Below are 26,455 nucleotides of genomic sequence, written 5' to 3'. Positions count from 1 at the left end.
GTCAGCGGGCGGTGACGCCGGCGAAGGCCGCCCCCGCGTCCCGCAGCCGCTCGTGCAGCCCCCGGAACACGGCCGCCGAGCGCACTCCCGGCCAGTCCTGCGGCAGCAGCCCGGCGGGCAGCCCCGGGTCGGCGTACGGCAGATGGCGCCAGGAGTCCAGGGCGAGCAGATAGTCGCGATAGGCCTCCTCGGGCGGGGTGTCCGGCCGCCGTTCCCAGTCGTGCAGCACGCCCGCGTGCCGGTCCAGGAACGCCTCGTGCTGCTTGGCGATCGCGGCCAGGTCCCACCAGCGGGCGACCGCCTCGACGGTCGGCGCGAAGCCGAGGTGCTCGCCGCGGAAGAAGTCCACGTACGAGTCGAGGCGCAGCCGCTCCAGGGTGTGCCGGGTCTCCTCGTACAGCCGGGCCGGGGCGATCCACACGCCGGGCGCCGCGGTGCCGAAGCCCAGCCCGGCCAGCCGGGAGCGCAGCACGTGCCGCTTCTGACGTTCCGTCTCCGGGACGGAGAACACCGCCAGCACCCAGCCCTCGTCCTCCGGCGGCGCGGTGGCGTAGACCCGCCGGTCGCCGTCGTCGAGGAGCTGGCGGGCGTCGGGGGACAGCTCGTAGCCCGCCGCGCCCTGCCCGGTACGGGCCGGGACGAGCAGACCGCGCCGTTTCAGCCGGGACACCGACGACCGTACCGAGGGCGCGTCCACGCCGACCGCGGCCAGCAGCCGGATCAGCTCGGCGACGGGCACCGGGCCGGGGAAGTGGCGGCCGTACGCCCCGTAGAGCGTGACGATGAGGGACCGGGGTGCGTGCTGCTCGGACACATTGATCATTTTAGGTCGTGCCGGTGCGTGCGGATCACTGCTGGTCGGCTTCGGTGCGCAGACGGAACCTCTGAAGCTTTCCGGTCGCCGTGCGCGGCAGCGCGGCCAGGAACACGATCTCGCGCGGGCACTTGTACGGCGCCAGCTCGCTCTTGACGAACGCGCGCAGCGCCCCGGCGTCCTTCTCGGCGCCCTCCTTGACGACGACGTACGCCACCACGGCCGCCCCGCGCGCCTCGTCGGGCCGGCCGACGACCGCCGCCTCGACCACGTCGGGGTGGCGCAGCAGCGCGTCCTCGACCTCCGGGCCCGCGATGTTGTACCCGGCGGAGATGATCATGTCGTCGGCGCGGGCCACGTACCGGAACCAGCCGTCGGGCTCGCGGACGTAGGTGTCGCCGGTGATGTTCCAGCCGCCCCGCACGTACTCCGTCTGCCGGGCGTCGGCGAGATAGCGGCAGCCGACCGGGCCGCGCACGGCCAGCAGACCGGGCTCCCCGTCGGGCACCGGCTCGCCGTGCTCGTCCTGCACCCGCGCCTGCCACCCGGGCACCGGCACCCCCGTGGTCCCCGGGCGGATGTCCTCGTCGGCGGCCGAGATGAAGATGTGCAGCAGCTCGGTCGCGCCGATGCCGTTGATGATCCGCAGGCCGGTGCGTTCCCGCCAGGCGTGCCAGGTGGCGGCGGGCAGGTTCTCGCCCGCGGAGACACAGCGGCGCAGCGAGGAGAGGTCGTGCCCGTCGAGTTCGGCGAGCATCGCGCGGTACGCCGTCGGCGCGGTGAACAGCACCGACACCCGGTGCTCGGCGATCGCGGGCAGCAGCTGCCGGGGACCCGCCTGCTCCAGCAGCAGCGCGCTCGCGCCGGCCCGCAGCGGGAAGACGACCAGGCCGCCGAGGCCGAAGGTGAAGCCGAGCGGGGGACTGCCCGCGAAGACGTCGTCCGCGTGCGGCCGCAGCACGTGCCGGGAGAAGGTGTCGGCGACGGCCAGCACGTCCCGGTGGAAGTGCATGCACCCCTTCGGGCGGCCCGTGGTGCCGGAGGTGAACGCGATCAGCGCCACGTCGTCGGCCGCGGTTTCGACGGCGGGGTACGGCGTCGCGGGCGCCGGACGGACCAGCAGGTCGTCCGGGGCGTCACCGCCGTACGTGGCGATGGACAGGCCCGGTATCTCGGCCTTGGCGAGGTCGTCGACGGCGCGGATGTCGCACAGCGCGTGCCGCACCCGGGCGATCTCACACATCGTGGCCAGCTCGTGCGGACGCTGTTGTGCCAGCACGGTGACGGCGACCGCGCCCGCCTTCAGCACCGCCAGCCAGCAGGCCGCCAGCCACGGGGTGGTGGGGCCGCGCAGCAGCACCCGGTTGCCGGGGACCACGCCGAGGTCGTCGGTGAGCAGGTGGGCGAGGCGGTCGACGCGGGCGCGCAGATCGCCGTACGTCCAGGTCGGGCCGTCCGGGGTGTGGAAGACCGGGCGGTCGTCCGAGGGGCCGTCGAGCAGGGCCGCGGCACAGTTGAGCCGTTCGGGGTGGTGCAGCTCCGGCAGGTCGAAGCGCAGCTCGGGCCACTGGTCGGGCGGCGGGAGGTGGTCGCGCGCGAAGGTGTCGACGTGGGCGGAGCGGAACGGGCGGTCGTCCATGGTGGTTCGCCCCCTTGCCTGGTGGGCGTCGTGGTGGGCTCGCACCTGGAGCGTATCGTCTTGGTGACGGCAGTCAACGGAGCGCGATACGGTCGGGTGAGACCGCTCCGGAGGGAGGACCGGCAGTGCCCGCATTCTCACTCGACCCGGACCACACCGCCTGGTGCGCCGAACTGCGCGCCCTGGCCGGCGAACGGCTGCGCCCGCTCGCCGAGAAGAGCGAGCCGGGCCACGTCAACCGCCCCCTCGTCGCCGAACTGGGCCGGCTCGGCCTGCTGGACCGGCTCTTCGGCTCCGGCGCGCTCGACCTGTGCCTGATGCGCGAGTCCCTCGCCCGCACCTGCACCGAGGCGGAGACCGCCCTCGCCCTCCAGGGCCTCGGCGCCCACCCCGTCCATGCCCACGGCACCCCCGCCCAGCGCGACCGCTGGCTCCCGGCGGTCCGCGAGGGCACCGCGATCGCCGCGTTCGCCCTGACCGAGCCGGGGGCCGGTTCGGACGCGGCGGCACTGTCCCTGACCGCCGCCCCCGACGGCCCCGCGGGCTGGCGGCTCACCGGCGGCAAGTGCTGGATCTCCAACGCGCCCGAGGCCGACTTCTACACCGTGTTCGCCCGGACCACCCCCGGCGCCGGCGCCCGCGGGGTGACCGCGTTCCTGGTCCCCGCCGACCGGCCCGGGCTGACCGGCACCGCGCTCGACATGCTCTCCCCGCACCCGATCGGCGCCCTCGACTTCGACGCCGTACCCGTCACGGCCGACGACGTGCTCGGGGAACCCGACCGGGGCTTCCGGGTCGCCATGGGGACCCTCAACCTGTTCCGGCCCAGCGTCGGTGCCTTCGCCGTCGGCATGGCGCAGGCCGCCCTCGACGCGACCCTGGAGCACACCGCGCGCCGGGAGGCCTTCGGCGGCCCGCTCCGCGACCGGCAGACCGTCGCCCACCAGGTCGCCGAGATGGCCCTGCGCACCGAGGCGGCCCGGCTCATGGTGTACGCGGCGGCGACGGCGTACGACGACGGCGCCGCCGACGTGCCCAAGCGCGCGGCGATGGCGAAGCTGCTGGCCACCGAGACCGCGCAGTACGTCGTCGACCGCGCCGTCCAGCTGCACGGGGCCCGCGCGCTGCGCCGCGGACACCTGCTCGAACACCTCTACCGCGAGGTGCGCGCGCCCCGCGTCTACGAGGGGGCCAGCGAGATCCAGCGCGAGATCATCGCGAAAGAGCTGTACCGGGAGGCCCAGTGACCGCCGAGCGCGTCAACCCGCCCGACCTCTCCCCGCCGGCCGGCTTCTCGCACGCCGTCGTCGCCACCGGCTCCCGCCTCGTCTTCCTGGCCGGCCAGACCGCCCTCGACACCGACGGCAAGATCACCGGTGACGGTCTGCCCGAGCAGTTCGAGCGGGCGCTCGGCAACCTGCTGACGGCGCTGCGCGCGGCCGGCGGCACCCCGGCCGACCTGGCCCGCGTCACCGTCTACGCCACGGACGTCGCCGACTACCGCGTCCACGCGGCCGAACTCGGCCGGATCTGGCGACGGTCCGCCGGCCGCGACTATCCGGCGATGGCGGTCGTCGAGGTCGTACGCCTGTGGGACGAGCGGGCGGTCGTGGAACTGGACGGGTTCGCCGTGCTGCCGTGACCGGGGCGCTGGCCCGATCACCGTGACCGGGTGACGCGCCACCGAAGGAGTGACGGTCACGCGGGCCGAGCCGCCCGCCCGGTACCTGTGGAAGCCCCCACAACAGGAGGTTTCCCCATGCCCGTTCGCCCGCTCCTCGGCGCTGCCGCCGCGGCCGCCCTGGCCCTGGCCGCCGGCGTCTGCGCGACGCCCGCGGCCGCCGCCGACCCGTACGGGTCGGTCACCGTCGACCCGATCGGCCGGATCACCCCCGACGGCACGGTCACCCTCTCCGGCACCTACCGCTGCACCGGCGGCACCGGCCCGGTGTTCGTCAGCTCCTCCGTCGCCCAGTCCGCCGCGTCGATGCGGCACGGCATCGGCGGCACGCGCGCGGTGTGCGACGGCCTGGAGCACCGCTGGGAGAACACCGGCAAGGCGCTGCTCGGCGCGCTGAAGCCTGGCGCGGCCCAGGTCGAGGCCACCGTGACGGAGCTGAACACGGGAAGCGGCCTGCCCCTGCCCGTCTTCCACGCGGCTCACCGGCAGGACGTCACCCTGGTCGCGTCCTGACGGCACGCGCCCGCGTCACGCGGCCGCCGGAGCCGACGCCGTGCTCAGGCGGCCCATGCCCTGCCCGAACCGGCGCAGCAGCAGCACCGCCGTGGTGGCGAGGCCGGTGAGCAGGCCGAGCCAGATCCCGAGCGTGTCCAGGCCCGCCACGAAGCCCAGCAGCGCCGCGGCGGGCAGGCCGACCAGCCAGTAGCCGACCAGGGTGACCCGGAAGCCGCCCTTGGTGTCGTCCAGTCCGCGCAGCAGACCCACCCCGATGTTCTGCGCGCAGTCGAAGAACTGCAGCACCGCCGCGACCAGCAGCAGCTGCGCGGCGATGTCGACCGCCTTCGCCTCCCCCGACTCGAAGAAGGGGGCCAGCACGAGGCGCGGCACGCTCACGTACACCAGCCCGACCACCGCCATCACCGCCGCCGCGCAGGCCAGCGCCGTCGACTGCAGCCGCCGCACCGCCGCCGTGTCGCCGAGGGCGAGTTCGCGGCTGACGCCGAGCGACGCGGCGTGGGAGAGACCGACGGCGATCTGGAACACGATGTACACCAGCTGGTTGACGGCCGTGTGCGCGGCCAGCGCGGCCGTGCCGAAGCTGCCCACCAGGAGCGCGACGACGGAGAAGAACCCCGCCTCCGACCCGTAGGTGGCGGCGATCGGCGTGCCCAGCGCGGTCAGCCGGCGCAGGGTCGCCGGGCGGGTCTTCCACACGCTCAGCGACAGCAGCGGCGCGAGCTGCGGATCGCGCCGTGCGGAGGCGTACAGCGCCAGGAACGACAGGGCGTACACCGAGGTCGTGGCCAGACCGATGCCGGGCAGGCCCAGCTCGGGGAAGATCCAGGTGCCGTGGATGAACACCCAGTTGAGGCCCGCGTTGACGGCGATCGACGCGATGGTGATGCGCAGCAGTGCCTGCGGGCGGCGCATACCGACGGTGAACTGCCGGACCGCCTGGAACCACAGACAGGGCAGCAGCCCCGGCGCCATCGCGTACAGCACCGGCGTGGCCGCGTCCACGACGTCCGGGTCCTGGCCGAGCAGGACCACGGCGTGCCCGATCAGGATCATGAGCACCGCCCCGGCCAGTCCGGCCAGCGTGGACAGCAGCAGGCTCGCCCTGACCAGGTCCCGGACGTCCTCCCTGGCCTCCTCGGAGTGGGCCCGCTCGCCGCGCGCGTCGGCGGCGGCGATCTGGTTGCCGACGGCGGTGACCAGGCCGACGCCCATGGTGCGCAGCTGGTTGAAGACGACCATCGCGAGACCGCCGGCCGCCAGGGCCTCGGTGCCGATCAGGCCCATCATGACGGTGTCGGTGGTGGTCAGCGCGACCTGGGCGAGCTGGGTGAGCGCCAGCGGCACGGCCAGGCCGGCCAGAGCGCGGCTGTCGGTGACGAGGCGGGAGAGAGCGGGTGGCATCGGTCTACGCGTACTTCCTCTGGGTGTGGCGGAGTTTGGTCAGCAACGCGTCGACCTCGCCTTCCACGTCGGGGTCGAGCAGCCGGCGCGCGGCCATCCAGTCGTCGTCGAACACCGTGTCCAGGTACTTCTCCCCCCCGTCGTTGACGAGCGCGACCATAGTCGTTCCCGGCGGCAGTGAGGAGAGCCGGGCCAGCGCCTCGTACACCACCCCGCCCGCCGAGCCGCCGATCAGCAGCCCGGTGCGGCGGGCGACGGCCCGGCAGGTGGCGAACGCCTCGACGTCACCGACCTTCACGCCCTCGTCGAGGAGGTCGTAGTCGACCATCGCGCCTATGGTGGCGCCCTCGGGGGTGCCGGTGCCGGACTGGTGGTAGTCGTGCGCGGGCGGGCCGAACGCGATCGATCCCTTCGGCTCGACCCCGACGATCCGCACCCCCGGCACGGTCCTGCGCAGCTCACCGCCGGTCCCGAACAGCCCGCCGCCGGTGCCGACGGCACCGATCAGGATGTCGACACGGCCGTCCAGGGCGGCGTGCAGCTCGTGGGCGACGGGGCGGTAACCGACGCCGTTCGCCGGGTTGTTGTGCTGCTCGGTGAAATAGGCGTTGTCGGTCTCGGCGGCCAGCTTCTCGGCGTACTCCTCGCGGGCGGCGGTCGCCAGTTCCTCGTCGCCCTCCTCGGCGACGTAGACCAGTTCGGCGCCGAGCGCCTTCATCGCGCGCAGCTTGTCGGCGGCGGCGTGGTGATCGACGACGGCGGTGAAGGTGTAGCCGCGCTCGGCGGCGACCACGGCGAGGCCGAGGCCGGTGTTCCCGGAGGTCGACTCGACGATCCGGCCGCCGGGCCGCAGCAGCCCGCGCTCCTCGGCGTCGAGGACCATCTGCCGGGCCATGCGTATCTTGGCGGTGCCGGTCGGGTTGAACTGCTCCAGCTTCAGCAGCAGCCGGGCGTCGTCCGGGGTGCGGCACAGCTCGAACAGCGGGGTCGCGCCGATGAGTTCGGAGACCCGGCGGACGATCGGCGGGCGGTCGAGGGCGTGGTCCATGGCGTGAACTCCCTACGAGTGGCGGTCGAGACGCCAGCGGGGACGGGCAAAGGAATCGGGGGAGGCGGGTTCGACGACGACCTTGGGCGGCAGCGGCAGTTCGTGGAAGGGCGACTCGTTGGAGTCCATCTGGTAGCCGGCCGTGTTGAGGTAGACCAGCAGATCGCCGACGGCCGGCCGGTGCGGGAACGGCACCCGCCGCCAGGTGAGCATGTCGGACTCCAGACAGGTGGCCGCCCCCACGCAGGCCTCATACGACCCGTGCGGGGAGGGCGCCCGGGGCACCAGTACCGGATCCGGCAGGAACTCGCTCTCGAACCACTGCTCGGAGAGGCTGAGGCTGCTGCCGTCCACGGTGAGGATCGCGTAGCCGTCGCGCTCCTTGACGCCCTGGATCCGGAACACCGTGCACCCGGCCTGGTCCAGCAGCGCCCGGCCCGGCTCCACCAGCACGGTCACCCCGACGCCGCGCAGCAGCGCGGCCAGCGGTTCGCTCTCCCCGGCGGGCACCGCGGCGAGGATCGCGCGCAGCGCGTCGGCCCCGGCGACGGGGGAGTGGTACGGGTAGAAGCCGCCGGAGAAGGTCTTGCCCGCGTGATAGTGCTCGGGCCGCTGCGCCTCGGTGAACCGGCGCCAGTCGTCGCCGTGCGCGTAGTCCACGGGGAAACCGCCGCCGATGCTGATCCGGTCGGCGCGCAGGCCGAGCGTGCGGGCGTGCCGGCACAGCCGGACCAGTTCCCCGGCGAGGTCGGCGCGCGCCGCGAGGTCGTACCCGGAGAGATGGAAGCTGAAGCCCTCCAGCTCCACCGGGCCGTCGGCACACCGGCGCAGGGCGGCCGCCAGCTCCTCGTCGTCCAGCCCGAACCGGCTGTGCGGCTGGGCGGGCGGCAGCCGGCGCAGCAACACCCGTGCTATGCGCCCCAGTTCGGCCGCGGCCCCGGTGACCCGCTCGAGTTCGTCGAGCGCGTCCACGGCGACGAGCGCCCCCTGGAGCACGGCCACCCGCAGGAGGACGTCGGCCTTGGCGGGCCCGGTCACCACCAGGTCGGGGCCGGGCACCCCGGCGGCGAGGGACTCGCGCAGTTCCCCGAGGCTGGCCACGTCCACGCCGAGGCCCAGCACGGCGGCCCGCTCGCTGTAGAGGGCCGCCTTGTTGGCCTTCTTGGCGTAGTAGACCCGCCCGTCGACGCCCGCCTCGGCGAACGCCTGCCGGAAGGCCGCCGCGTTGGCGTCGAAGGGGCCGGGAAGCAGCATGTGGTACGGCCCGCCGAGGCCGTGGCTCAGCTCGTGCAGCAGTTCCCCGGCGGCCAGCAGTTCACGCACCTCCGGTGCCCGGCGGGCGGGCAGCGAGGGCACGGTCGCGGTCACCGCCACAGCGGCACCTCCGTGCCCAGCCCCTGGGCGAGGGCGAGCTGCGCGAACCGGTGGCCGAGCGCGATGTCGGTGACGACGAGCCCGCTGTTGTACGCGAAGATCCGCTGCCCCGGGTCGGTCCGCCCGGCCGCCCGCCCCGCCAGCACCTCGGGGAACTCGGCGTCGACCGCGCGCAGTTCCCCGTCGGCGTCGGCCATGTCGGTGCCGGTGACCTTCATCTGGGCGGCGCTGGTGGCGATCACCCGGTCGGCACGGTGCAGGGTGGAGGGTGCGATGCCGTAGCCGACCAGCACGGAAAGGGCGGCGGGCTTGAGCCAGTCGGCGTCGACGCGGGCGGGGGTGTTGGGGCCGGCGGTGGCCAGGACGATGTCGGAGTCCTCGGCGGCCGCCCGCAGATCGGTGACGACCTCCAGCTCCCGGTCCGGGAAGTGGGTGTGCAGCTGCTCGCGCACCGCGCGGATACCGTCCGGGTGGGTGCCGAACACGCGCAGCCGCTCCAGCTGCGGCATGGTCGTCAGCAGGAACGGCAGGGCGAGCCGCCCCTGGGTGCCGGTGCCGATGACGAGCGCGCTGCGGCTGCCGGGCGCGGCCAGTTCCCGGGCGAGCAGCGCGGAGACCGCCGGGGTGCGCAGGGCGCCGACGCGGCCGCAGTCCAGCATGGCGACGGGCAGGCCGGTGGTGTCGTCGTAGAGGGTGAGCGTCGTGTAGTAGTGCTGCTTGTCGCGGTCCTCGTGCAGGCCGTACTTGTACGACGTCTTGACGGCGACGACGCCGCGTTCCCCGTCCCGGCCGAGCATCGCATACGCCACCGAGTGGCCGTCCTCGGGCTTGACGGTGAGCTTGCGGGGGTTGTCGGAGCGGCCCTCGGCGAGGGTGCGGTAGGCCTGCTCGACGACGGAAACGACGTCGGTGAGGGATATCTCGATGCCGGCGACGTCGCCGGTGCTGAGGATGCGCAGGGTGGTGTCGTCGGCGGTGGTGCCGGTCGTGGGTGTGCCGGTCATGCGTATGCCTCCAGAACCTTCTGGCCGTAACCGTGCTCGAAGCGTTCCGCCGCGGGGCGGGTACGACGCCCCGGAACCCGGACGGAGGAACGTTTCAGCCAGCGGTCGGTGCCGTCGTAACGGGCCTTGAAGGGGACCCGGCCGTGCACCACGAGGTCGTTGTCCACGACCAGCACCTGACCGGGCTCCAGACGCACCGCCACCGAGACCCGGGACAGCTCGTCCGTCAGCCGGGCGTAGGCGGCGCGATGCTCCTTGCCGGCCCGTTCCAGCGGGGTGTAGGCGGGGTCGAAGCGCAGGGTCGGGCCGTCCGGGGACTGCCACACGGTCGGTACGGGCTGCGGGTGCCCGGCGTAGGCCCGCGCCTCTGCGTAGGCGTCGTCGGGCAGGATCGGAAGTTCGGGCCGGCCGAGCAGCGCCATGTCGGCGTCCCCGAGCCGGACCTGGCGGATGCTCGCAGCCGTGGTGGCCACCGCGTCCGGGTTGCGCAGACAGGCGAGCAGCAGCAGATGTGCGCGGCCCGGGTGGAAGGCGTCCTCGGTGTGCGGGCTGAGCAGCACGCTGCTGCTGGCACCGGTCTGCTCCTCCTCGTGTCCGGGCGTGGGCACGATGTTGTGCACGAACCGGCCCTCCTGCTGGCCCTCCCAGGCAAGGGGCACGCCCATCAGCGCGGAGAGCAGCAGCAGGACCACGTCGTACACGGCACCCGCGTCGCCGGCGGTCGACCAGTGGCCGGGCGTGGGCCCGAGCGCCGCGTCGTCGACCTCCAGGCCGGTCAGCACGAACAGTCCGTCGGGGGTGTCCACGGGGCGGCAGGCGTGACGGACGCCATCGCTCAACGCGGCTGCCGCGGAGGGGAGTTCGGCAAGCAGTTTCGGGTCGGCGGGCGAGCCGGGGAAGCGGTGGAGCAGGGACTCGGCGGCGGTGCGCAGTTCCGCCGCGTGGGCAGGCGAGAGCGAACGTACGGGCAAGGCTCCCGTGGGCATGGTGAGTTGTCCGTTCCGGAGGTGGGGGGCGTACTCGGCACTGTCCGAGACAGCGCTTTCCAGTGGTGAACGGTCTCTTGCGGAAGGCTTTCCGGGGCGTATCACGGTGTGTAGCCGCTCGGTAGCCGTCGAGAAACATAGCCAACACAAAGGGTGAAGGCAAGGCTTACCTAAGTTTGTTCAATATCACTCCGTGCGCTGCTTGTGCGCCCCCTGTGGGCCAGGGTAGGCAAACCTCAGCAAGAGACCCGCTCGGTGAAATCGAGGACAACGTGGACCTGACCAGACGTCAACTGCTCTGGACTGGCGGAGCATTGACCACGGCCGCCCTGCTCAGTGCCTGTGGCGACGGCAGTGACGACAGTGCGGCCGGGTCCCCCGGCGCGGGCGGCAAGCCCCGCCGCGGCGGCACCCTGAGGGTCGGCGCCCTCGGCCGCGCCGGCGCCATCACCCGCGACCCGCACGGCACCCAGGCCAACGAGAGCGACTACCTGATCCTCAGCCTCGTATACGACACCCTCACGGTGCCCGGCGCCAAGCCGAACACCGTGCCCCGGCTCGCCGCCAAGTGGCAGGCCTCCGAAGACCTGAAGACCTGGCGGTTCACGCTCGCGAAGGGTGCCGCCTTCCACGACGGCACCCCGGTCACCGCCGCCGACGTCGTCTTCTCCCTGCGCCGGCTGCGCGGCACCCCCTCCGGCGCCTCCCGACTGCCCGGCATCCAGGCGAAGAACATCACCGCCGACGGCGACGACACGGTGGTCCTCGTCTCCGACTACCCCAACGCCGAACTGCCCCAGCTCACCCGGCTGACCACGTTCGTCATACCCGAGGGCACCACCGACAAGGACATAGCCAAGGCCCCCGGCACCGGCCCCTTCAAGCTGGAGTGGTTCCGCGGCGGCAACGCCCGTCTCGTGCGCAACGACAAGTGGTACGGCGGCGACGTCCACCTCGACGCCATCGAGGTGAAGATCTTCGAGAGCCCCCAGGCGATGGCCAACGCCCTGCTCTCCGGCCAGCTCGACCTCGCCTCCAACGTGGGCGCCGTCGCCGCCCGCACCGCCGAGAGCCGCAAGGACATCCAGACCGTCCGCCGCCCCAACGACATGGCGATGCCCATCGTCATGCGAACCGCCGACGGGCCCTTCGCCGACCCGAAGGTCCGCGAGGCGCTGCGCCTCGCCGTCGACCGCGAGGCCATGGTCAAGCAGGTGCTGTCCGGCTACGGCACCGTCGCCAACGACATCCTCGGCACCGGCGACCCCGCCTACGCCAAGGACATCCCGCAGCGCGCCCGCGACCTGGCCAAGGCCAGGGAACTGCTGAAGGAGGCCGGTTTCGACACGTCCAAGACCTACGAGCTGCTGACGACCGAGGACATCGCCGGCCTCGCCGAGTCCGCCACCCTCTTCGCCTCCCAGGTCCGCGAGGCCGGCGTCAAGGTCAAGGTCGTCAAGCAGGAGTCGGCCGTCTTCTGGGACAAGACCTGGCTCAAGGGTGACATGTACACCACCTACTGGGGCACCAACGACTCCGTGGTCTTCTTCGCCAGCAAGACCATGGTCTCCGACAGCGGCCAGAACGAGTCCGGCTGGCAGGACAAGGAGTTCGACGCCGCCTACGAGAAGGCGATTGCCACCGCCGACGCCACCGCACGCGCCCAGCGGCTCAAGGAACTCCAGCAGATCCAGTACGAGCGGTCCGGCTATCTGCTGTGGGGCATGGCCGACGGCATCGACCTCGCCGCCCCCGCCGTCCAGGGGCTGCCCAAGCTGCCCGGCTACGGCAGGGTCCAGCTCGAGCGGGCATGGCTGACCCGTTGACCGCGGACACCGCGAACACTGCGGACACCGCGAACTCGGCGGATGCCGCGGACACCGCCGCGCCGGTGCGCAAGCACGCACCGGCGCGGCACCCCGCCCTGTCCGCGCTCGGCCGCGTCGGCGTCCTGCTGCTCAAACGCGCCGCGCTGCTCGCCGTCCTGCTCGCCCTCGTCTTCCTCACCGTGGAACTGCTGCCCGGCGACGCCGCGAACGCCACCTCCGAACGCGGCGAGAGCGCCGCCGACCTGGAGCACCGCCGCCGACTCCTGGGCCTCGACCGGCCGGTCCCGGAACGCTTCTGGGACTGGATGTCCGGTCTGCCCACCGGCGACCTCGGCACCTCCGCGCGCGGCGAGCCGGTCACCGACCTGCTCTCCACCGCCTTCCCCAACACCCTGCTGCTCGGCGGCATCGCCCTGCTGCTCACCGCGGTCCTCTCCGTCGCCCTCGGCTGCTGGGCCGCCCTCCACCCCGGCGGGCGCCTCGACCGGGCGGTGTCGGGGACGGCGACCGCGGTGCTCGCGCTGCCCGAGTTCGTGGTCGCCGTGGCGCTCGTCCTGGTGCTGTCGCTGTGGACCGGCTGGCTGCCCGCGGTCACCCTCACCGACGCCGACGGAAGCCCCGACTCCTGGACCATGCTCGTGCTGCCCGCCCTGGCCCTGACCATCCCGCAGACCGGCTGGAACATCCGGATCGTGCGGGCCGCGCTCGCCGACGAGGCCCGCGCCCCGCACGTGGAGACCGCCGTCCTCGACGGACTGCCGCCGCACCGCATCCTCACCCACCACGTCCTGCCCGGCGCCCTGCCGACCGTCGCGGCCGGCCTCGCCACCTCCACCGGCATGCTCCTCGGCGGCGCCGTCGTGGTGGAGACCATCTTCAACTACCCCGGCGTCGGCGCGGTGCTGGCGTCGGCCGTCACCGACCGGGACACCCCGGTCATCGCCGGGGTCACCGCACTGGCCGGCGTGGTCATCACCGCCGTCCTGCTGCTGGCCGACCTGATCAGAGACCTGATGGCGGGAGGCCGCCGATGACCACGGACACCTCTCGTACGGTACGGCCGGGCACGCTGCTGCGGGTACTGCCCGCGCTGCTCCTCGTCGCCGTCGCGCTGTGCGGTCCCTGGCTCGCCCCGCACGCCATCGACACCCCCGTCACCGCCCCGTACGCCGGACCCGGAGCCGACGCCGTGCTCGGCGGCGACCAGCTCGGCCGGGACGTGCTCAGCAGACTGCTCGCCGGAGGACGCGAACTCGTCGTCTCCGCCCTGCTGGTGGCCGTTCTCGTCACCGCGACCGCCGCCGTCCTCGGCGCCGTCGGCGCGGTCCGCCCCGTCGTCGGGCGGATCGTCGAACGGATCGCGGACGTGCTGATGCTGCTGCCCGCCGTCCTGGGCATCCTCCTCGTCACCCTCTCCTGGCCCGGCGGCGGTCGGCTCGCCGTCATCGCCGCCGCCGTCGCCCTGGGCGTGCCCTACGCCGTCCGGCTCGCCGCGGGTGCCGCCGCCCCCGTCGCCGCCACCGGATACGTCGAGGCCGCGGCCGCCGGCGGTGAACGCCTGTGGTTCCTGGTCCGGCGGGAGATCCTGCCCAACCTGCGCGCCACCCTCCTCGCCCTGTTCGGACTGCGCTTCGTCGCCGCCGTCTACCTCGTCGCCACCGCCGGGTTCCTCCAGGTCGGACCCCAGCCCCCGGCCGCCGACTGGGCGTTGATGATCCGCGAGAACTCCGCCGGGATCCTCCTCAACCCCTGGGCCGTGGTCGCCCCCAGCGCCGCCATCGGCCTGCTCGCCCTGAGCGTCAACCTTGCCGCGGCGGCCCTCGCCCCGCAGACCGGCCGGAAGGCGGTACCCGTCCTGTGAGCCACGATCCCGACCGGTACCGCGAACCCGCCGGGCCGCCGACCGACACCCCCGCCGTCCGGATCGAGGGCCTGACCGTCACCGCCCCCGACGGCCGACTCCTGCTGACTGACGCGGCCCTCGCCCTGCGCCCCGGCCGTGTGACCGCCCTGACCGGCCCGTCCGGTTCCGGCAAGACCACCCTGCTGCGCGCGGTGACGGGCCTGCTGCCGCCGGGCACCCGGCGCACCGCCGGCCAGGTCGAGGTCCTCGGACAGGACGTGTTCGCCCTGACCGAGAAGGAACTGCGCGCCCTGCGCAGCCGCCGCCTCGCCTACGTCGGGCAGGACCCGGGGTCGGGCCTCAACCCACGCATGCGGGTCCGCTCCCTCGTCCGCGAACTCTCCACCGACCGCGCCGCCGACACGGTGACGGCCCTCCTGGCCGAGGTCCGCCTCCCCGACGACGGGCGGCTCGCCGCCCGCCGCCCCGCCGCCCTCTCCGGCGGCCAGCAACGCCGGGTCGCCCTCGCCCGTGCACTGGCCCGCCGGCCCGACGTCCTCCTCCTCGACGAGCCGACCGCCGGACTCCACCCCGAACTCCGCGAAGAGATCGGCTCTCTGCTGCGCCACCTCGCCGCCGAACACCGGCTGGCGATCTGCCTGTCCTGCCACGACCCCGAACTGGTCGAGCGCATCGCGGACGACGTGGTGGAACTGGGCAGCCACCTGCCCGGCCCTCGGGCCGCCGCGACGGCGCTACGACCCGTGGGGGAGGGCGGTGACGTGCACGTCCTCCCGGCCGAGCGGATCGGGGACGAGGGGGCGGCACCGGGCGGCCGGGTGCCCGTGCCCGGGGCCGCCGTGACGGCGGTGCGCCCCCTCGGGGAGGCCGGTGATGTGCCCGTCCTCGAGGCCCGGGACCTGGGCGTCAGCTTCGGCCGGCGGCGCGGTACGGTCCCTGCCCTGGACGGCGTCGGCCTGAGCGTCGCAGCCGACGGGGCCACCGGCATCGTAGGCGCGTCCGGCTCCGGCAAGACGACCCTGGTCCGGGCTGTCGTAGGGCTCCAGCCGGTCACCTCCGGCACCCTCCGCCTCGACGGACGCCCGCTCAGCACGGGCCTGCGCGGTCGGGCCCGCGAGGAGCGGCGCCGGATCCAGCTGGTCACCCAGAACCCGCTCGGCGCGCTCAACCCCAGCCGCACCATCGGCGCCGCGATCGGCCGCCCCCTGCGCCTGCACCGCCGCTGCACGCCCGCCGAGGCCCCGGGCCGGGTGGCCGACCTGCTCGAACAGGTCGGCCTGCCGCCCGCCTTCGCCGACCGCTACCCGCACGAACTCTCCGGCGGCCAGCGCCAGCGCGTCGCCATCGCCCGCGCCCTCGCGGCCGACCCGGACGTGCTGATCTGCGACGAGGTGACCTCCGCGCTGGACTCGGACACGGCCGAGGCGATCATGGACCTGCTGACCCGCCTGCGCACGGAACGCGGCACCGCCCTCGTCCTCATCAGCCACGACCTGCCCCTCGTAGCCGACCGCACCGACACCGTCACCGTCCTCGACGCGGGCCGGGTGGTGGAGGCGGGGGCCACCGGCGAGGTGTTCGCCGCGCCGAAGCACGCGGCGACAAGGGCCCTGCTGGGCTCGGAGCACGCGGCCCGACGGCCCCGCTGAGCGGATGCGCCCCGGCGTGCGGAGGGGCGGGGCTGGCGGGAGGAGGCCGCGCGGGCGAGCGCCTCCACTGCCTGCCCGCGACTTGATGAGTTCATCATTTTCCGCCGCGACCACCTTGACGGCTTAGCCGTCAGACTTGATGATTTCATCACTGTTTTGCTCGCTGCTCCGCTCACTGCTCCCTCATTGCTGCTCATCGCGGCGTTGATGCTCGCGGCGCTGAAGCCCGCGACGCTGACGTTCGGAGGCGCCATGTCCGAATCCCGTGGCCGACACCCGGGCCGGTCCCGGAACCCCGTGATCAAGGTCGCGGACCTGGCCTGGCTGGAGTTCGAGAAACCCGACCTGGACCGGGCCGAGGTGTTCGCCCGTGACTTCGGCTTCCAGACAGCCGCGCGCACCGAGGGCGAGCTGTGGCTGCGCGGCACCTTCGCCGGCTCGCCGTGCATGGTGATCCGGCGCGGCCGTACGTCCCGCTTCATCGGCCCGGCGTTCCGCGCGGCCGAGCGGGCGGACGTCGACCGGCTGGCGCGGGTGACGGGGACGGCCGTACGGGACGCGGACGTGCCCGGCGGCGGCAAGGCGGTCGCCCTGCTCGACCCCTCGGGCATCCCCGTCCGGGTCGTGCACTGCGCCGAACGGCTCCCCGAACTGCCCGGCCAGCGGCCGCTCCTCCTGAACGCCGGCACGGACCACCCCCGGGTCAACGCCACCCAGCGCCCGCCACGGGAACCGGCCCGGATCCAGCGCCTGGGCCATCTGGTACTGGAGACCAGGGTGTTCGTCCGCGCCCTGGACTGGTACCTGGACACCCTCGGCATGATCGTGTCCGACTTCCTCTTCCTGGACGGCCAGCGCGACCGCGGCCCCACGATGGCCTTCATCCGCTGCGACCTGGGCAGCGTCCCGGCCGACCACCACACGCTGGCCATGCACCTGGGCCCGGGCACGGGATACGTCCACTCCGCCTACCAGGTCACCGACCTGGACGCCCTCGCGGCCGGCGGCGAGTACCTGGGGGAGCGCGGCTACAAACGCAGCTGGGGAATCGGCCGGCACATCCAGGGCAGCCAGCTGTTCGACTACTGGCGCGACCCCGACCACTTCATGCTCGAGCACTTCACCGACGGCGACCTGTTCTCCTGCGACATCGAGCCCGGCTGGGCGCCGATGTCCACGAGCGGCCTCGCCCAGTGGGGCCCGCCGGTCACCCGCGACTTCCTCGGCGCCACGCCCACCCCCGCCAAGCTCCGCGAGGTCCTGACGGCCCTGCGCGGCGACAACGAACTCGACCCCGCCCGCCTGCTGGGCCTCCTGAAAGCCGTGAACTCATGAGCATCAACGTGCTGCGCACCGCCGAGGGCTGGTGGGCCGTCCTCGGCGACCGTGCCGTCCCCGTCGGCACCGACGCCGTCACCACGGCCGAGCTGCTGGCCGACCGCACCGCCGTTCGGGAGGCCGCGGGCTCCGGCGCGGCGGGCACACCCGTCACCGAGCTGGCCGCCCTCTCACCGGTCACCACCCCGTGCCGGGTGGTCGCCCAGATGGTCAACTACCACAGCCACGCCCGCGACTCGGGCTTCACCGGAGACATCCCGCCCACCTTCTTCCGCAAGGCGTCCGGCTCGGTCAGCGGCCCGTCGGAGGCCGTCGTACGGCCCTCCCACGTAAGGTTCCTCGACTACGAGATCGAACTCGGCCTGGTCATGGGCGCGCCGTTGCCGGTAGGCACCGTCGTGGAGGAACGCGACCTGCCGACGTACGTCGCCGGACTGGTGATGACCAACGACGTCAGCGCCCGCGACGTGCAACTGACCAAGACGCAGTTCTACGAGAGCAAGTCGTACCCCACCTTCACACCGACCGGCCCGTACCTGACGCTGCTGGAACCGGAGGACTTCACCCATCTCCTCGACCTGCGGCTGAAGTTGAGCGTCAACGACGAGCCGCGCCAGGACCGCACCCTCGCCGACATGATCGTCCGCCCGGCGCGGGCGCTGTCCCTGCTGGCCCGCTTCCAGACCCTCGACCCCGGAGACCTGCTCCTGACCGGCACCCCCGGCGGCACCGCGCTGAAGGCCCCGCCCAAGCCGGTCGAGAAGATCGGCGCGCTGCTGCCGCCCGCCCTGAAGTGGAAGGCGTTCTTCAGGACCCAGGCCCGCAACCCGCACTACCTGCGTGCCGGTGACGTGATCACGGCGACGATCTCGACCCCGGACGGCCGGATCGACCTGGGCGAGCAGCGCACGCCCGTCACGGACGGCAAGAGCGTTCAGGGGTGATCCGCCCATGACCGCCGACCAGGGCCCCGACCACACGCCTGTCGTGATCATCGGCGCGGGCCCGGTCGGCGTGACCGCCGCCCTCCTCCTCGCCCGGCGCGGAGTCCGCACCGTCGTCCTCGAACGCCACCACGGCATCTACCCGCTCCCGCGCGCCGTCGCCACCGACGACGAGGTGCGCAGAATCCTCCAAGCGGCGGGCGTCGGCGAGGAGTTCGCCGCGATCGCCCGCCCGGCGGCCGGACTGCGCCTCCTCGACGCCCGGCACCGGGTGATGGCCGAGTTCCGGCGCTCCGGGCACGGCCCTCACGGCTACCCGCAGACCAGCATGTTCGACCAGCCCGAGCTGGAACGCCTGCTGCGCGACGCCCTGGCCCGCCGCCCCGAGTGCGAGCTGCGCGGCGGCGTCGAGGTCACCGGCATCGGCACCGACGCCGGCACCGCCGGCCCTGTGCGCGTGACCTACCGCGACGACGACGGGGAACACCACCTGTGGGCCGACGCGGTCCTCGGCTGCGACGGCGCGAACGGCCTCACCCGCGACGCCATCGGCGCCGTATGGGAGGACCTGCGCTTCGAGGAACGCTGGACCGTCATCGACGTGCGGACGCCGGCCGACGTCCGCTGCTGGGAGGGCGTCGACCAGGTCTGCGACCCGGAGCGGCCGGCCACGTTCATGCGCGTCGGCGAGGACCGCTACCGCTGGGAGTTCCGCCTGCGCGACGGCGAGATGCCGGTCCGCGACCTGACAGCCCCCTGGCTTCCCCCCGCCTACGACGGCGACTTCGAGATCGTCCGGCGCACGGACTACACCTTCCGCGCCCGCATCGCCGACCGCTGGCGCCGCGGCCGGGTCTTCCTCCTCGGCGACGCCGCCCACCTCACCCCGCCGTTCATCGGGCAGGGCCTCTGCGCGGGCCTGCGCGACGCCCACAACCTCACCTGGAAACTCGCCCGCGTCCTGAAGCAGGGCGGCGACGAACGGCTCCTGGACACCTACGAACGCGAACGCAAGCCGCACACCCGGCACATGATCCGCCTCGCCGTCGCCATGGGCTGGGCCATGACCGGCGGCCAGGACGGCGCCGCCGCCCTCCGCCGCGGCGCCCTCGCCGCCGCCTTCCGCATCCCCGGCCTCGCCGCCCTCGCCGGCCGCGACCTCAGCCCACCCCTGACCGCCGGCCCCCTCGTACGCCGACGCGCCCACCTCACCGGCCGAGGCCTCGCCGGCACCCACTGCCCACAACCATGGATACGCTCCGCCGGCCACCGAACCCGCCTCGACGACCTCCTCGGCGACTCCTTCACCATCCTCACCGCCACCACCCCCTGGCCCTCCCTGACCGCCCTCGCCCAAGCCCTCGACGCCCCCACCGTCCCCCTCTCCACCCTGAACGACGACGGCACCCTCACCGCCTGGCTCCACGCGGGACGAGCGGACGCGGTACTGCTCCGCCCGGACCGCGTGGTGACGGACGTGGTTCCGTGTGGGGGGCGGGGGTTCACGGATGCGGCGGTGTGGGCGCCGTTGCTGCACACCTCGCGGGGCAGTGCGATGGATTGGTACGGCGGGGACGGCTGACGGCTCACGGCCTGCCGGTTCGGGCCTCAGTGGGTGAGGCGGCCCCTTGTCCACTGAAAACACGAACGTCTGGGAGGTCCGCTCGGCCGGAGACGGCGCCCACGGGCGGCGCGAGTACGCCTGGGCCCAGGTCTCGCTGCCGGAGCGAGAGGCTTCCGACGGCTACTTCACCGCACTGCTGATCCGCCGCCGCCCGAACCGGTGAGCGGGCGTACTACCTGGTGCACGCGGTGCTGGGCACACCGTCGGCGGAGATCGTGCGGGCCGTCGGCGCCCGCTGGGCGATCGAGGAATGCTTCCAGGCCGCCAAGAACGAGGCCGGTCTGGATCACCACCAGGCACGCCAGTACCGGGCCTGGTACCGGCACATCACCCTGACCCTGGCGGCCGCCGCCCACCTGACCACGCAGCGGGTCAGCACCGGTGAAAGGGGGGAGAGGCAACCGCGTCCTGATCCGACTGAGCGTGAACGAGATCAGCCGCCCGCTGACCAAGATCGTTCACACCGTCGGGCATGGGGCCGGACACCTCCTGCACTGGTTACGCCGGCGACGCCGCCACCAGCACCGAGCCCGCCTCGGCCACTACCACCGCCGCGGCCAACGACCCTCGTAACCGTGGCTGCGTAGTTCAGGCCCCAGGATCTCCCGCCCGATGGCAGCTCCCGCCCGAAGCCGCTCCATGCCAACCGCGCGTTACGGTGCGGTTCACACGTGCCGGGGAGCAACAGAGGTGATCATGAACGATGAGACGATCAAGGTGGGTGACATCTTGCGTGTCAGCTGTGCCTTCACCCCTACACGGGTGGTCAGGGTCTCAGACTGGGACGTGTCCGTCATCTGGCCATGGGAGCAGATCGATCCTGACTCCGAAATCCAATGGAACGGACAGTACGCCATACCGCGCAAGCAAGGCTCCTTGGAGTCTCGGCTCAGCCTTTTCCAGACCGATCCTGCCCCCTGGACGCTGTCTGCGGGCGACAACTGCGGCGTGGGTATTCCCGAGCAGCTGGTACGGGTGATCGACATCGCGTATTGCGATCCGCCTCAAGATGTCGGGTGGCTGCCGCGTCCGCACACGATGCTGATCGTGCTACCCGTCGATTACGAGGACCCTCAAGGTCTCGCTGAGGGCGACACGATCTCCATACCATCCGTGGCGCCGGTCAGGTTCGAGCTTGTGTAGCAGCAGACTTGTTCCAGGGGGTTAACAGGCGTGTGCGATCGGTCGGGTAGTCGCGGATTACAGCAATCGCGGCTGAAGACTCGCCTGGGCGCGGGTGGGAGGTACCCGGCCTGCCGACGTGCAGGCATGTCTCCTATCCGAGGCAGGGTGTCGGCGAGTCCTCCAGAAAATGTCGGAGTCTCAAGCGTTGCGTGTGGTGCATGGGCAGCTCGTCGAGGTCTGACGGCGTGACGAAGCGGACCTCTGTCGACTCTTCGGAGATGGTCGGTTGCCCTCCGACGATGCGGGCCCGGAAGCAGATGTTGACTGGCGGCGTACCTCACCGAGAGAGCGACGAGTTCAGGGCTCACCGCCCGCGCCGCTTTCGCCTGCCGTAGTGCCGGCCACATGGACGTCCTCTCCCAGGATCTCGGCGGCTTTGTGGGCCGTGCGTCGCCGGGGCACGCGGCCCAGGTTCACCCACCGTTCCACGGACTTGGGATCTACCTCCGCCTTCGCGGCCAAGGACTCGTATGTCCAGCCGCCGACAGCCATGACAGCCCGCAGTCTCTCGTTCGACATCCCGGCCTCCCGCCTGTGTCGGGACGTTTCCGGGGACGTTGTACCGGCTGTGGGACGTCCCAGAATGGGTTTTGTCGGAGGTTCCCGCGTCCTGACGAACCGCACGACCATCATCGACATGACTGAACTCACGGTCCCCGTGGAGGACCGCACAACCCTGCCTCGACACCGACGACGCGGACCGGTACCCCGTCCACCTCCGCTTCGAGGGCAACGACAACGACGACGACTGGTGCCTCGAAGGTGTCACCGTCACCGTCAACCCGGGCGGAAGCGGCACCCGCACCTACGACAACCCGCGGCTCGCCGGGACAGGACCGTCTACCTCCGGCGTATCTGACGGGGCCGTCCCCGCTGCACCTCCCGCAGGCTCGCGGCGTCGGGTGGCTGACCTGGGAAGACGCCCTTTCCCTTCGTTCGCCGTCGTGCCGCTTGATACAGCCGAGAGTCCCAGGAGAGTCCCGAGGCGGCCGACGCCCTTCAGCCCGCTCGCCGCGCCGGGGATCGACCGACGCCGGCCCCCAGCGCCATCTCATCCGCCCAGGGTGGGTTCGCGCCGGGGACGGAGCACGTCAGGGCGGCGACCTGGACAGCGAACGAGCAGGCATCAGTGACCTCGTCGAGGGTCAGGGTGTCGAGTCGGCCGCCGAGATGTCCGAGGGCGGCGAGGCGGTGGAGGAGGCCCGCGGTGAAGGAGTCCCCGGCGCCGACGGTGTCGACCACGGTGACAGGAGGGGCCGTGACGTTGACGCGCACGCCGTCGAGTGACGCGAGGGCGCCGTTTCCGCCGAGGGTGATGACGACGAGGCGAGCGCCGGCCGCGTGCCAGGTGTCGCACGCCTCGTCAAGCCTGGTGCCGGGGGCGAGGACGGCGCAGTCGTCTTCGCTGAGGCGGAGGACGTCGGTGACGGCGCACCAGTGGGCCAGCCGTTCGCGGTAGGTGGAGGGTGGTACGAGCAGGGGGCGGACGTTGGGGTCGATGGATACGGTGACGTGCTCGCGCACCTGAGCGAGGTGTTCCTCGATTCGGCTGCCGCCCGGTCGGCGGATCAGCGCGAGAGAGCCTGTGTGCAGGCAGACCGCGTCGTTGTTCCGCGTTGCGGCGAGTTCGCTGTCGGTCCACTGCCAGTCGGCGGCGCCGTCGGCGTAGAAGGTGTAGGCAGCCTGGCCGGTCGCGTCGAGGTCGGCGACGGCGAGCGTGCTGGGCTCGGACGTGGTCACGCTGGCGGTCAGGTCGACGCCGGAGGCGCTGAGGCGAGCGCGGAAGAGAGTGCCAAAGGCGTCATGGGAGAAGCGTCCGAGGAAGCGCGTAGGGGTGCCGAGCCGGGCGAGAGTGACGGCGGTATTGGCCGGGCCTCCACCGGCCAGCGCCCTCAGGGCCAGTCCGTCGGAATCGGACCGGTCTCGGTCCGCGAAGATGTCGGCGACGCACTCGCCGAGGACGTCGACGCTGCCGGAGGACCCGGGTCGGGCCATGGTGACTGTCTGCCTCTCAGGAAGGGCGCGGGGCTGCCGCCCCGCGCCACGGAATGCAGCCGAGGGTCGCCGTAAGGGCGTGGAATGCTGCGGTGGCCATGTCTGCCGCACACGGTGCGGAGGGCGTGTGGCCCGTGCTCCGTGCGCGGGTGGGCCGGCCCTCAGGTCTTGTGCGGCCCGGCAATCAAGCGCCCTGTGTTCCCAGGCCCGCCAGTTGGGCTTCTCGGGGGAGGTCTTGTGCGGTCAGGTTCCAGGCCGCGACGGCGAACTCGCCGCGCCCTGCCCCTCTCGTCCGGGCCTGCAGCCGCCACGGCCCATCGGTGGACGGGTAGAACCTCAGGGTGAGGACCTGTTCGTCGGCCAGGTAGACCTCGGCTATCGAGCGGTCCACGATCAGGCGGAGCTCGACGGGGGTGTTGGGGCGTGCCGCGGCCGGGCACGGCGCGGCGTACGCCCCTCCCCGTGCCCGCGCGTCCTGTGAAGCGTGGGTGCGGTCGACGACGAGGCGGCCTGCCGTGGGGTCGAGGCTGATGTCGAGGTACTCGGAACCGTCGGCCGAGGTGACCAGGCGTAGCCCGCTCGTGCCCGTGGTGTCCGGGACGAGGGCGGCGGTGAGGTCGAAGGTGTGGCCGACCTGGCCGAGTTCGACCGGTTCGGTCCGTGTGACGTGCCCGGTTCCGTGCAGGACACGCGGGCCGCGCAGGGCCAGCAGTTCGCGGGCGGGGCGCTGGGCGACCGTGCCGTCGGCGGTGAGGCCGACCTCGCGGGGGAGCGTGAGGACGCCTGCCCATCCCGCTTCGTGCGCCCAGGCGTCGTCCCGGGCTTCCCAAGCCCATCCCCACATCAGCCAGCGGTCTTCTCCGGGGGCCTTCAGCAGGGCGGGGGCGTAGAAGTCGGGGCCGTGGTCCAGCGGCATGGAGGCTGTGGCCGCTTCGAAGCGGCCGTCCTTCTCCCGGCCGGTGACGACGCTGGTGTGGCTGGGGCCGCCCTGCGGCGTCCAGTCGCTGAGGATCAGGGCGCTTCGGTCGCCGAAGGTGGCGTACTGGGGGCACTCCCAGCCGATTCGGCCCTTGTCCGCGCCGGCATCGCTGGTGTGGAACGGGCCGCGGTACGTCCAGTGCTCCAGGTCGTCGGACTCGTACAACAGCGCGGCGGCGCGCCCGTCGTCGAGGGCGGAGCCGACCAGCATCCGCCAGCGCTCGTCCTGCCGCCAGACGTAGGGGTCCCGGTACATGGTCGTGCCGGCGGGGGGTTCGGGGATGAGCAGGTGGGGGCGTTTGGTCCAGGTGTGGCCGTTGTCGTAGGACTCGGCCGTGGTGACCGGCTGCCACCAGCGGTCGTCGCGGTGGGCGGAGTAGAAGGCCACCATGCGGCCGTCGACGGAGACGGCGTTGCCGGAGTAGCAGCCGTCGGCGTCGTGGCCGCCTGGCGTGGGGGCGAGGGCGACGGGGAGGGGTTCCCAGGTGAGCAGGTCGGGGCTGCGGTAGTGGCCCCAGTGCATGTCGGCGTGCTGGGGTCCGTGCGGGTTGTACTGGAAGAAGACGTGGTAGTGGCCGTCGTGGAAGACGAGGCCGTTGGGGTCGTTGATCCAGTTGCGGGGCGGTCGCAGATGGACGGCGGGCAGGTGGGGGTCGGCGGGCGACGTGGACATACGGGGCCTTTCTCAGGGCGTGCGGAGCACACGGAAGTCAGGGGTACGCGGCGGGACCGGCAACGTGGTGGGATGGTCAGCCCTTGACGCCGGTGGAAGCGATGCTGTTGACGAACGACTTCTGGAACGCCACGAACAGGGCGAGGATCGGCACGGTGATCATGGAGGAGTAGGCCATGATCTGGCCCCAGCCCACGTTCAGCTGGAAGAAGTAGGAGATGCCGACCATCACCGGGCGCAGTTCCTCGCTCTGGACGACCATCAGCGGCCACAGGTACGAGTTCCATGCGGGCAGGAAGGTGAGGATGGCGACGGTGGCGACGGCCGGGCCGGACAGCGGCATCACGATGCGCCGGTAGATGGTGAACCAGCCGGCGCCGTCCATGAGCGCCGCTTCGTCGAGTTCCTTGGGGATGCTCTGGAAGAACTGGTGGAAGAAGAAGATCGAGAAGGCGTTGGCGACGAACGGCAGGATCTGCACCTGGTAGGTGTCCATCCAGCCGGTGGTCAACTCCGGCTGGAAGCCGTTGACGCGCAGCAGCGGCAGCTGGTTGACCCACCACACCAGCGGCAGCGCGAAGGTCTCGAACGGCACGATGAGGGTGGCGATGACCGTGGTCAGGACGACTTTGCGGCCTGACCATCGCATCCGGGCGAGCGCGAAGGCGGCCAGGCTGTTGACGATGATGCCGAGCACCACGGTGATCGACGAGATCAGTACCGAGTTCAGCAGGAACCGTGCTGCGGGGACCCGGTCGAACATGCCGGTGTAGTTGTCCAGCGACAGGGCTCCGACCGGCAGGAAGGCGCTCACCGAACCCAGGTCGCCGAAGATCTGGTCGTCCGTCTTGAACGACGAGACCAGCATGAAGACGAGCGGGAGCGCGAAGACCAGGGCCAGGACGATGCGGCCGGCGTGACCGCCGAGCCGCTTGAGGAGGGAGGTCATGTCAGCCCTTCTCCCGGGTCAGGAACCGCTGGACGAGAGACACGGTCAGGACGAGTACGAAGAAGATCAGCGAGATGGCCGCCGCGTAGGCGGTCTGCTGTTGGTCGTAGCCGGTGCGCACCGCCTGGAAGACGACGGTGGTGGTGGAGTCGAGCGGGCCGCCCTGCGTCATCACCCTGATCTGGGTGAAGAGGCTGAACGCCGCGATCGTGATGGTGACGAGCACGAAGGTGCGCGTGGAGCGCAGCCCTGGCCAGGTGACGTGGCGGAAGCGCTGCCAGGTGGTGGTTCCGTCGAGTTCCGCGGCCTCGTACAGCTCGGCGGGGATGGTCTGCAGGCCGGCCAGCCAGATGATCATGTGGAAGCCGACGCCCTGCCACACCGACATGAGGATGATGGCGGGCATCGCGGTGGCCGGGTCGCCGAGCCAGTCCGGGCCTTGGAAGTGGCCGAGGGTGAGCGTCGAGATGACGTTGTTGACCAGGCCGTCCTGCCTGTAGAGGAAGGTCCACAGGAGGGACACCACGACCATCGAGGTGACGACCGGCAGGAAGTAGACGGTGCGGAAGAAGTTGACGCCGCGCACCTTCGCGTTGACCAGCAGTGCCAGGACCAGGGCGAGGCCGGCCTGGAGCGGGACGACGACGACGGCGAAGTACACCGTGTTGCGCAGGGACTTGTAGAAAACGGGGTCTTCGAAGAGCTGGGTGAAGTTGCGCAGGCCCACGAAGCGGGCCGGGGTGGGCGAGATGAGTCTCGCGTCGGTGAAGGCCAGGGCGAAGGCGAGGACGACCGGTACGACGAGGAAGACGATCAGCAGCACGACGGCCGGGGTGGCCATGCCGAGGGCGGTGAGGCTCTCACGGCGACGGGCGTTGTTCGCGCGGGTTCGCCGGACCGGACGCAGCCGCTCGGGGGCTGCGGTCTTGGTGGTCACGGTATCTCCAGGGAGCCGGTCCGG

Annotated in this window: 22 protein-coding genes and 3 pseudogenes; 12 read left to right on the top strand and 13 right to left on the bottom strand. The window is 72.3% G+C overall.

Translation table 11 applies throughout. The features are described 5' to 3' along the window. Position 1: 1 nt before the first annotated feature. Entirely contained in the window at positions 2–823 is an 822-nt protein-coding gene (locus AMK31_RS05695) for a PaaX family transcriptional regulator (protein WP_073939264.1), read from the bottom strand. A 25-nt stretch (positions 824–848) separates the two neighbouring features. Next, positions 849–2,453 carry an AMP-binding protein gene (locus AMK31_RS05690; protein WP_073939263.1) on the bottom strand — a complete coding sequence of 535 codons (1,605 nt, stop codon included), beginning with the start codon at positions 2,451–2,453 and terminating at the stop codon, positions 849–851. A 125-nt stretch (positions 2,454–2,578) separates the two neighbouring features. On the opposite strand from AMK31_RS05690, the gene AMK31_RS05685 reads away from it, so the two are divergent. The 3 genes from AMK31_RS05685 (at position 2,579) to AMK31_RS05675 (ending at position 4,647) form a co-directional block, all read left to right on the top strand. Further along, entirely contained in the window at positions 2,579–3,700 is a 1,122-nt protein-coding gene (locus tag AMK31_RS05685) for an acyl-CoA dehydrogenase family protein (protein WP_073939262.1), read from the top strand. Then, positions 3,697–4,095: a RidA family protein gene (locus AMK31_RS05680; RefSeq protein ID WP_073939261.1), complete on the top strand. Its 399-nt coding sequence runs from the start codon at positions 3,697–3,699 to the stop codon at positions 4,093–4,095. The genes AMK31_RS05685 and AMK31_RS05680 overlap by 4 nt, the downstream gene beginning before the upstream one ends. Positions 4,096–4,212: 117 nt before the next feature. After that, entirely contained in the window at positions 4,213–4,647 is a 435-nt protein-coding gene (locus tag AMK31_RS05675; RefSeq protein WP_073939260.1) for a DUF6299 family protein, read from the top strand. Positions 4,648–4,662: 15 nt separating this feature from the next. Here AMK31_RS05675 and AMK31_RS05670 read toward each other — a convergent pair whose 3' ends face one another. From AMK31_RS05670 to AMK31_RS05650, 5 genes are read right to left on the bottom strand one after another with little or no spacing between them, the layout of a single operon-like run. Beyond that, entirely contained in the window at positions 4,663–6,054 is a 1,392-nt protein-coding gene (locus AMK31_RS05670) for an MATE family efflux transporter (protein ID WP_073939259.1), read from the bottom strand. 4 nt (positions 6,055–6,058) lie between these two features. Further along, entirely contained in the window at positions 6,059–7,102 is a 1,044-nt protein-coding gene (locus AMK31_RS05665) for a cysteine synthase family protein (RefSeq protein WP_073939258.1), read from the bottom strand. 12 nt (positions 7,103–7,114) lie between these two features. After that, positions 7,115–8,476 (bottom strand): alanine racemase, encoded by a 1,362-nt coding sequence (locus AMK31_RS05660; protein WP_073939257.1) that lies wholly within the window; start codon positions 8,474–8,476, stop codon positions 7,115–7,117. After that, positions 8,467–9,480: an ornithine cyclodeaminase gene (locus AMK31_RS05655; protein ID WP_079186703.1), complete on the bottom strand. Its 1,014-nt coding sequence runs from the start codon at positions 9,478–9,480 to the stop codon at positions 8,467–8,469. Before AMK31_RS05655 ends, AMK31_RS05660 begins: the two co-directional genes overlap by 10 nt. After that, the gene (locus AMK31_RS05650) at positions 9,477–10,451 is read right to left on the bottom strand and encodes a TauD/TfdA family dioxygenase (RefSeq protein WP_241842539.1); all 975 of its coding nucleotides are present in this window, start codon (positions 10,449–10,451) and stop codon (positions 9,477–9,479) included. Before AMK31_RS05650 ends, AMK31_RS05655 begins: the two co-directional genes overlap by 4 nt. Positions 10,452–10,738: 287 nt before the next feature. On the opposite strand from AMK31_RS05650, the gene AMK31_RS05645 reads away from it, so the two are divergent. From AMK31_RS05645 to AMK31_RS05610, 9 genes and pseudogenes are all read left to right on the top strand, one after another. Next, a complete protein-coding gene (locus AMK31_RS05645) occupies positions 10,739–12,292 on the top strand; it encodes an ABC transporter substrate-binding protein (protein WP_073939255.1) in 1,554 nt (517 codons plus the stop codon). Next, positions 12,277–13,329, top strand: coding sequence for an ABC transporter permease (locus tag AMK31_RS05640; protein WP_073939254.1), 1,053 nt, complete (start codon positions 12,277–12,279; stop codon positions 13,327–13,329). The genes AMK31_RS05645 and AMK31_RS05640 overlap by 16 nt, the downstream gene beginning before the upstream one ends. Further along, positions 13,326–14,156 carry an ABC transporter permease gene (locus AMK31_RS05635; RefSeq protein ID WP_073939253.1) on the top strand — a complete coding sequence of 277 codons (831 nt, stop codon included), beginning with the start codon at positions 13,326–13,328 and terminating at the stop codon, positions 14,154–14,156. The genes AMK31_RS05640 and AMK31_RS05635 overlap by 4 nt, the downstream gene beginning before the upstream one ends. Next, the gene (locus AMK31_RS05630) at positions 14,153–15,808 is read left to right on the top strand and encodes an ABC transporter ATP-binding protein (protein ID WP_073939252.1); all 1,656 of its coding nucleotides are present in this window, start codon (positions 14,153–14,155) and stop codon (positions 15,806–15,808) included. The genes AMK31_RS05635 and AMK31_RS05630 overlap by 4 nt, the downstream gene beginning before the upstream one ends. Positions 15,809–16,060: 252 nt before the next feature. Continuing rightward, entirely contained in the window at positions 16,061–17,143 is a 1,083-nt protein-coding gene (locus AMK31_RS05625) for a VOC family protein (RefSeq protein WP_241842538.1), read from the top strand. After that, on the top strand, positions 17,140–18,090 hold the full coding sequence (locus tag AMK31_RS05620; RefSeq protein WP_073939251.1) for a fumarylacetoacetate hydrolase family protein: 951 nt from the start codon (positions 17,140–17,142) through the stop codon (positions 18,088–18,090). Before AMK31_RS05625 ends, AMK31_RS05620 begins: the two co-directional genes overlap by 4 nt. A 7-nt stretch (positions 18,091–18,097) precedes the next feature. After that, complete coding sequence (gene mhpA, locus AMK31_RS05615; protein WP_073939250.1) at positions 18,098–19,672, top strand: bifunctional 3-(3-hydroxy-phenyl)propionate/3-hydroxycinnamic acid hydroxylase MhpA; 1,575 nt, start codon at positions 18,098–18,100, stop codon at positions 19,670–19,672. A 139-nt stretch (positions 19,673–19,811) separates the two neighbouring features. Then, positions 19,812–20,109 (top strand): annotated as a pseudogene (locus AMK31_RS42380) (IS701 family transposase); the annotation flags it as partial. A gap of 295 nt (positions 20,110–20,404) precedes the next feature. Continuing rightward, on the top strand, positions 20,405–20,857 hold the full coding sequence (locus tag AMK31_RS05610) for a hypothetical protein (protein ID WP_073939249.1): 453 nt from the start codon (positions 20,405–20,407) through the stop codon (positions 20,855–20,857). A 133-nt stretch (positions 20,858–20,990) separates the two neighbouring features. Here AMK31_RS05610 and AMK31_RS41305 read toward each other — a convergent pair. The 6 genes and pseudogenes from AMK31_RS41305 to AMK31_RS05580 all read right to left on the bottom strand — a co-directional run. Then, a pseudogene (locus AMK31_RS41305) lies at positions 20,991–21,181 on the bottom strand (DNA mismatch repair protein MutT); the annotation flags it as partial. Positions 21,182–21,183: 2 nt separating this feature from the next. Further along, positions 21,184–21,418, bottom strand: a pseudogene (locus AMK31_RS41300) (helix-turn-helix domain-containing protein); the annotation flags it as partial. A 480-nt stretch (positions 21,419–21,898) separates the two neighbouring features. Next, complete coding sequence (locus tag AMK31_RS05595) at positions 21,899–22,894, bottom strand: carbohydrate kinase family protein (RefSeq protein ID WP_073939248.1); 996 nt, start codon at positions 22,892–22,894, stop codon at positions 21,899–21,901. A 184-nt stretch (positions 22,895–23,078) separates the two neighbouring features. Beyond that, positions 23,079–24,545, bottom strand: coding sequence for a glycoside hydrolase family 32 protein (locus AMK31_RS05590; protein WP_073939247.1), 1,467 nt, complete (start codon positions 24,543–24,545; stop codon positions 23,079–23,081). Between the two features lie 76 nt (positions 24,546–24,621). After that, positions 24,622–25,494, bottom strand: a complete 873-nt coding sequence (locus AMK31_RS05585) for a carbohydrate ABC transporter permease (RefSeq protein WP_073939246.1) — start codon at positions 25,492–25,494, stop codon at positions 24,622–24,624. 1 nt (position 25,495) lies between these two features. After that, positions 25,496–26,431, bottom strand: coding sequence for a carbohydrate ABC transporter permease (locus AMK31_RS05580; RefSeq protein WP_073939245.1), 936 nt, complete (start codon positions 26,429–26,431; stop codon positions 25,496–25,498). Between the last annotated feature and the right edge of the window lie 24 nt (positions 26,432–26,455).

The organism is Streptomyces sp. TSRI0107, from assembly GCF_001905845.1.
Taxonomy (GTDB): Bacteria; Actinomycetota; Actinomycetes; order Streptomycetales; family Streptomycetaceae; genus Streptomyces.
This window is presented reverse-complemented; position numbering and strand designations above follow the sequence as displayed.

Coding starts and splice junctions, on each gene's coding strand:
- AMK31_RS05675 (WP_073939260.1), top strand. CDS start 4,213: ATGCCCGTTCGCCCGCTCCTCGGCGCTGCCGCCGCGGCCGCCCTGGCC.
- AMK31_RS05690 (WP_073939263.1), bottom strand. CDS start 2,453: ATGGACGACCGCCCGTTCCGCTCCGCCCACGTCGACACCTTCGCGCGC.
- AMK31_RS05585 (WP_073939246.1), bottom strand. CDS start 25,494: ATGACCTCCCTCCTCAAGCGGCTCGGCGGTCACGCCGGCCGCATCGTC.
- AMK31_RS05640 (WP_073939254.1), top strand. CDS start 12,277: ATGGCTGACCCGTTGACCGCGGACACCGCGAACACTGCGGACACCGCG.
- AMK31_RS05595 (WP_073939248.1), bottom strand. CDS start 22,894: ATGGCCCGACCCGGGTCCTCCGGCAGCGTCGACGTCCTCGGCGAGTGC.
- AMK31_RS05665 (WP_073939258.1), bottom strand. CDS start 7,102: ATGGACCACGCCCTCGACCGCCCGCCGATCGTCCGCCGGGTCTCCGAA.
- AMK31_RS05635 (WP_073939253.1), top strand. CDS start 13,326: ATGACCACGGACACCTCTCGTACGGTACGGCCGGGCACGCTGCTGCGG.
- AMK31_RS05695 (WP_073939264.1), bottom strand. CDS start 823: ATGATCAATGTGTCCGAGCAGCACGCACCCCGGTCCCTCATCGTCACG.
- AMK31_RS05620 (WP_073939251.1), top strand. CDS start 17,140: ATGAGCATCAACGTGCTGCGCACCGCCGAGGGCTGGTGGGCCGTCCTC.
- AMK31_RS05590 (WP_073939247.1), bottom strand. CDS start 24,545: ATGTCCACGTCGCCCGCCGACCCCCACCTGCCCGCCGTCCATCTGCGA.
- AMK31_RS05670 (WP_073939259.1), bottom strand. CDS start 6,054: ATGCCACCCGCTCTCTCCCGCCTCGTCACCGACAGCCGCGCTCTGGCC.
- mhpA (WP_073939250.1), top strand. CDS start 18,098: ATGACCGCCGACCAGGGCCCCGACCACACGCCTGTCGTGATCATCGGC.
- AMK31_RS05655 (WP_079186703.1), bottom strand. CDS start 9,480: ATGACCGGCACACCCACGACCGGCACCACCGCCGACGACACCACCCTG.
- AMK31_RS05625 (WP_241842538.1), top strand. CDS start 16,061: ATGTCCGAATCCCGTGGCCGACACCCGGGCCGGTCCCGGAACCCCGTG.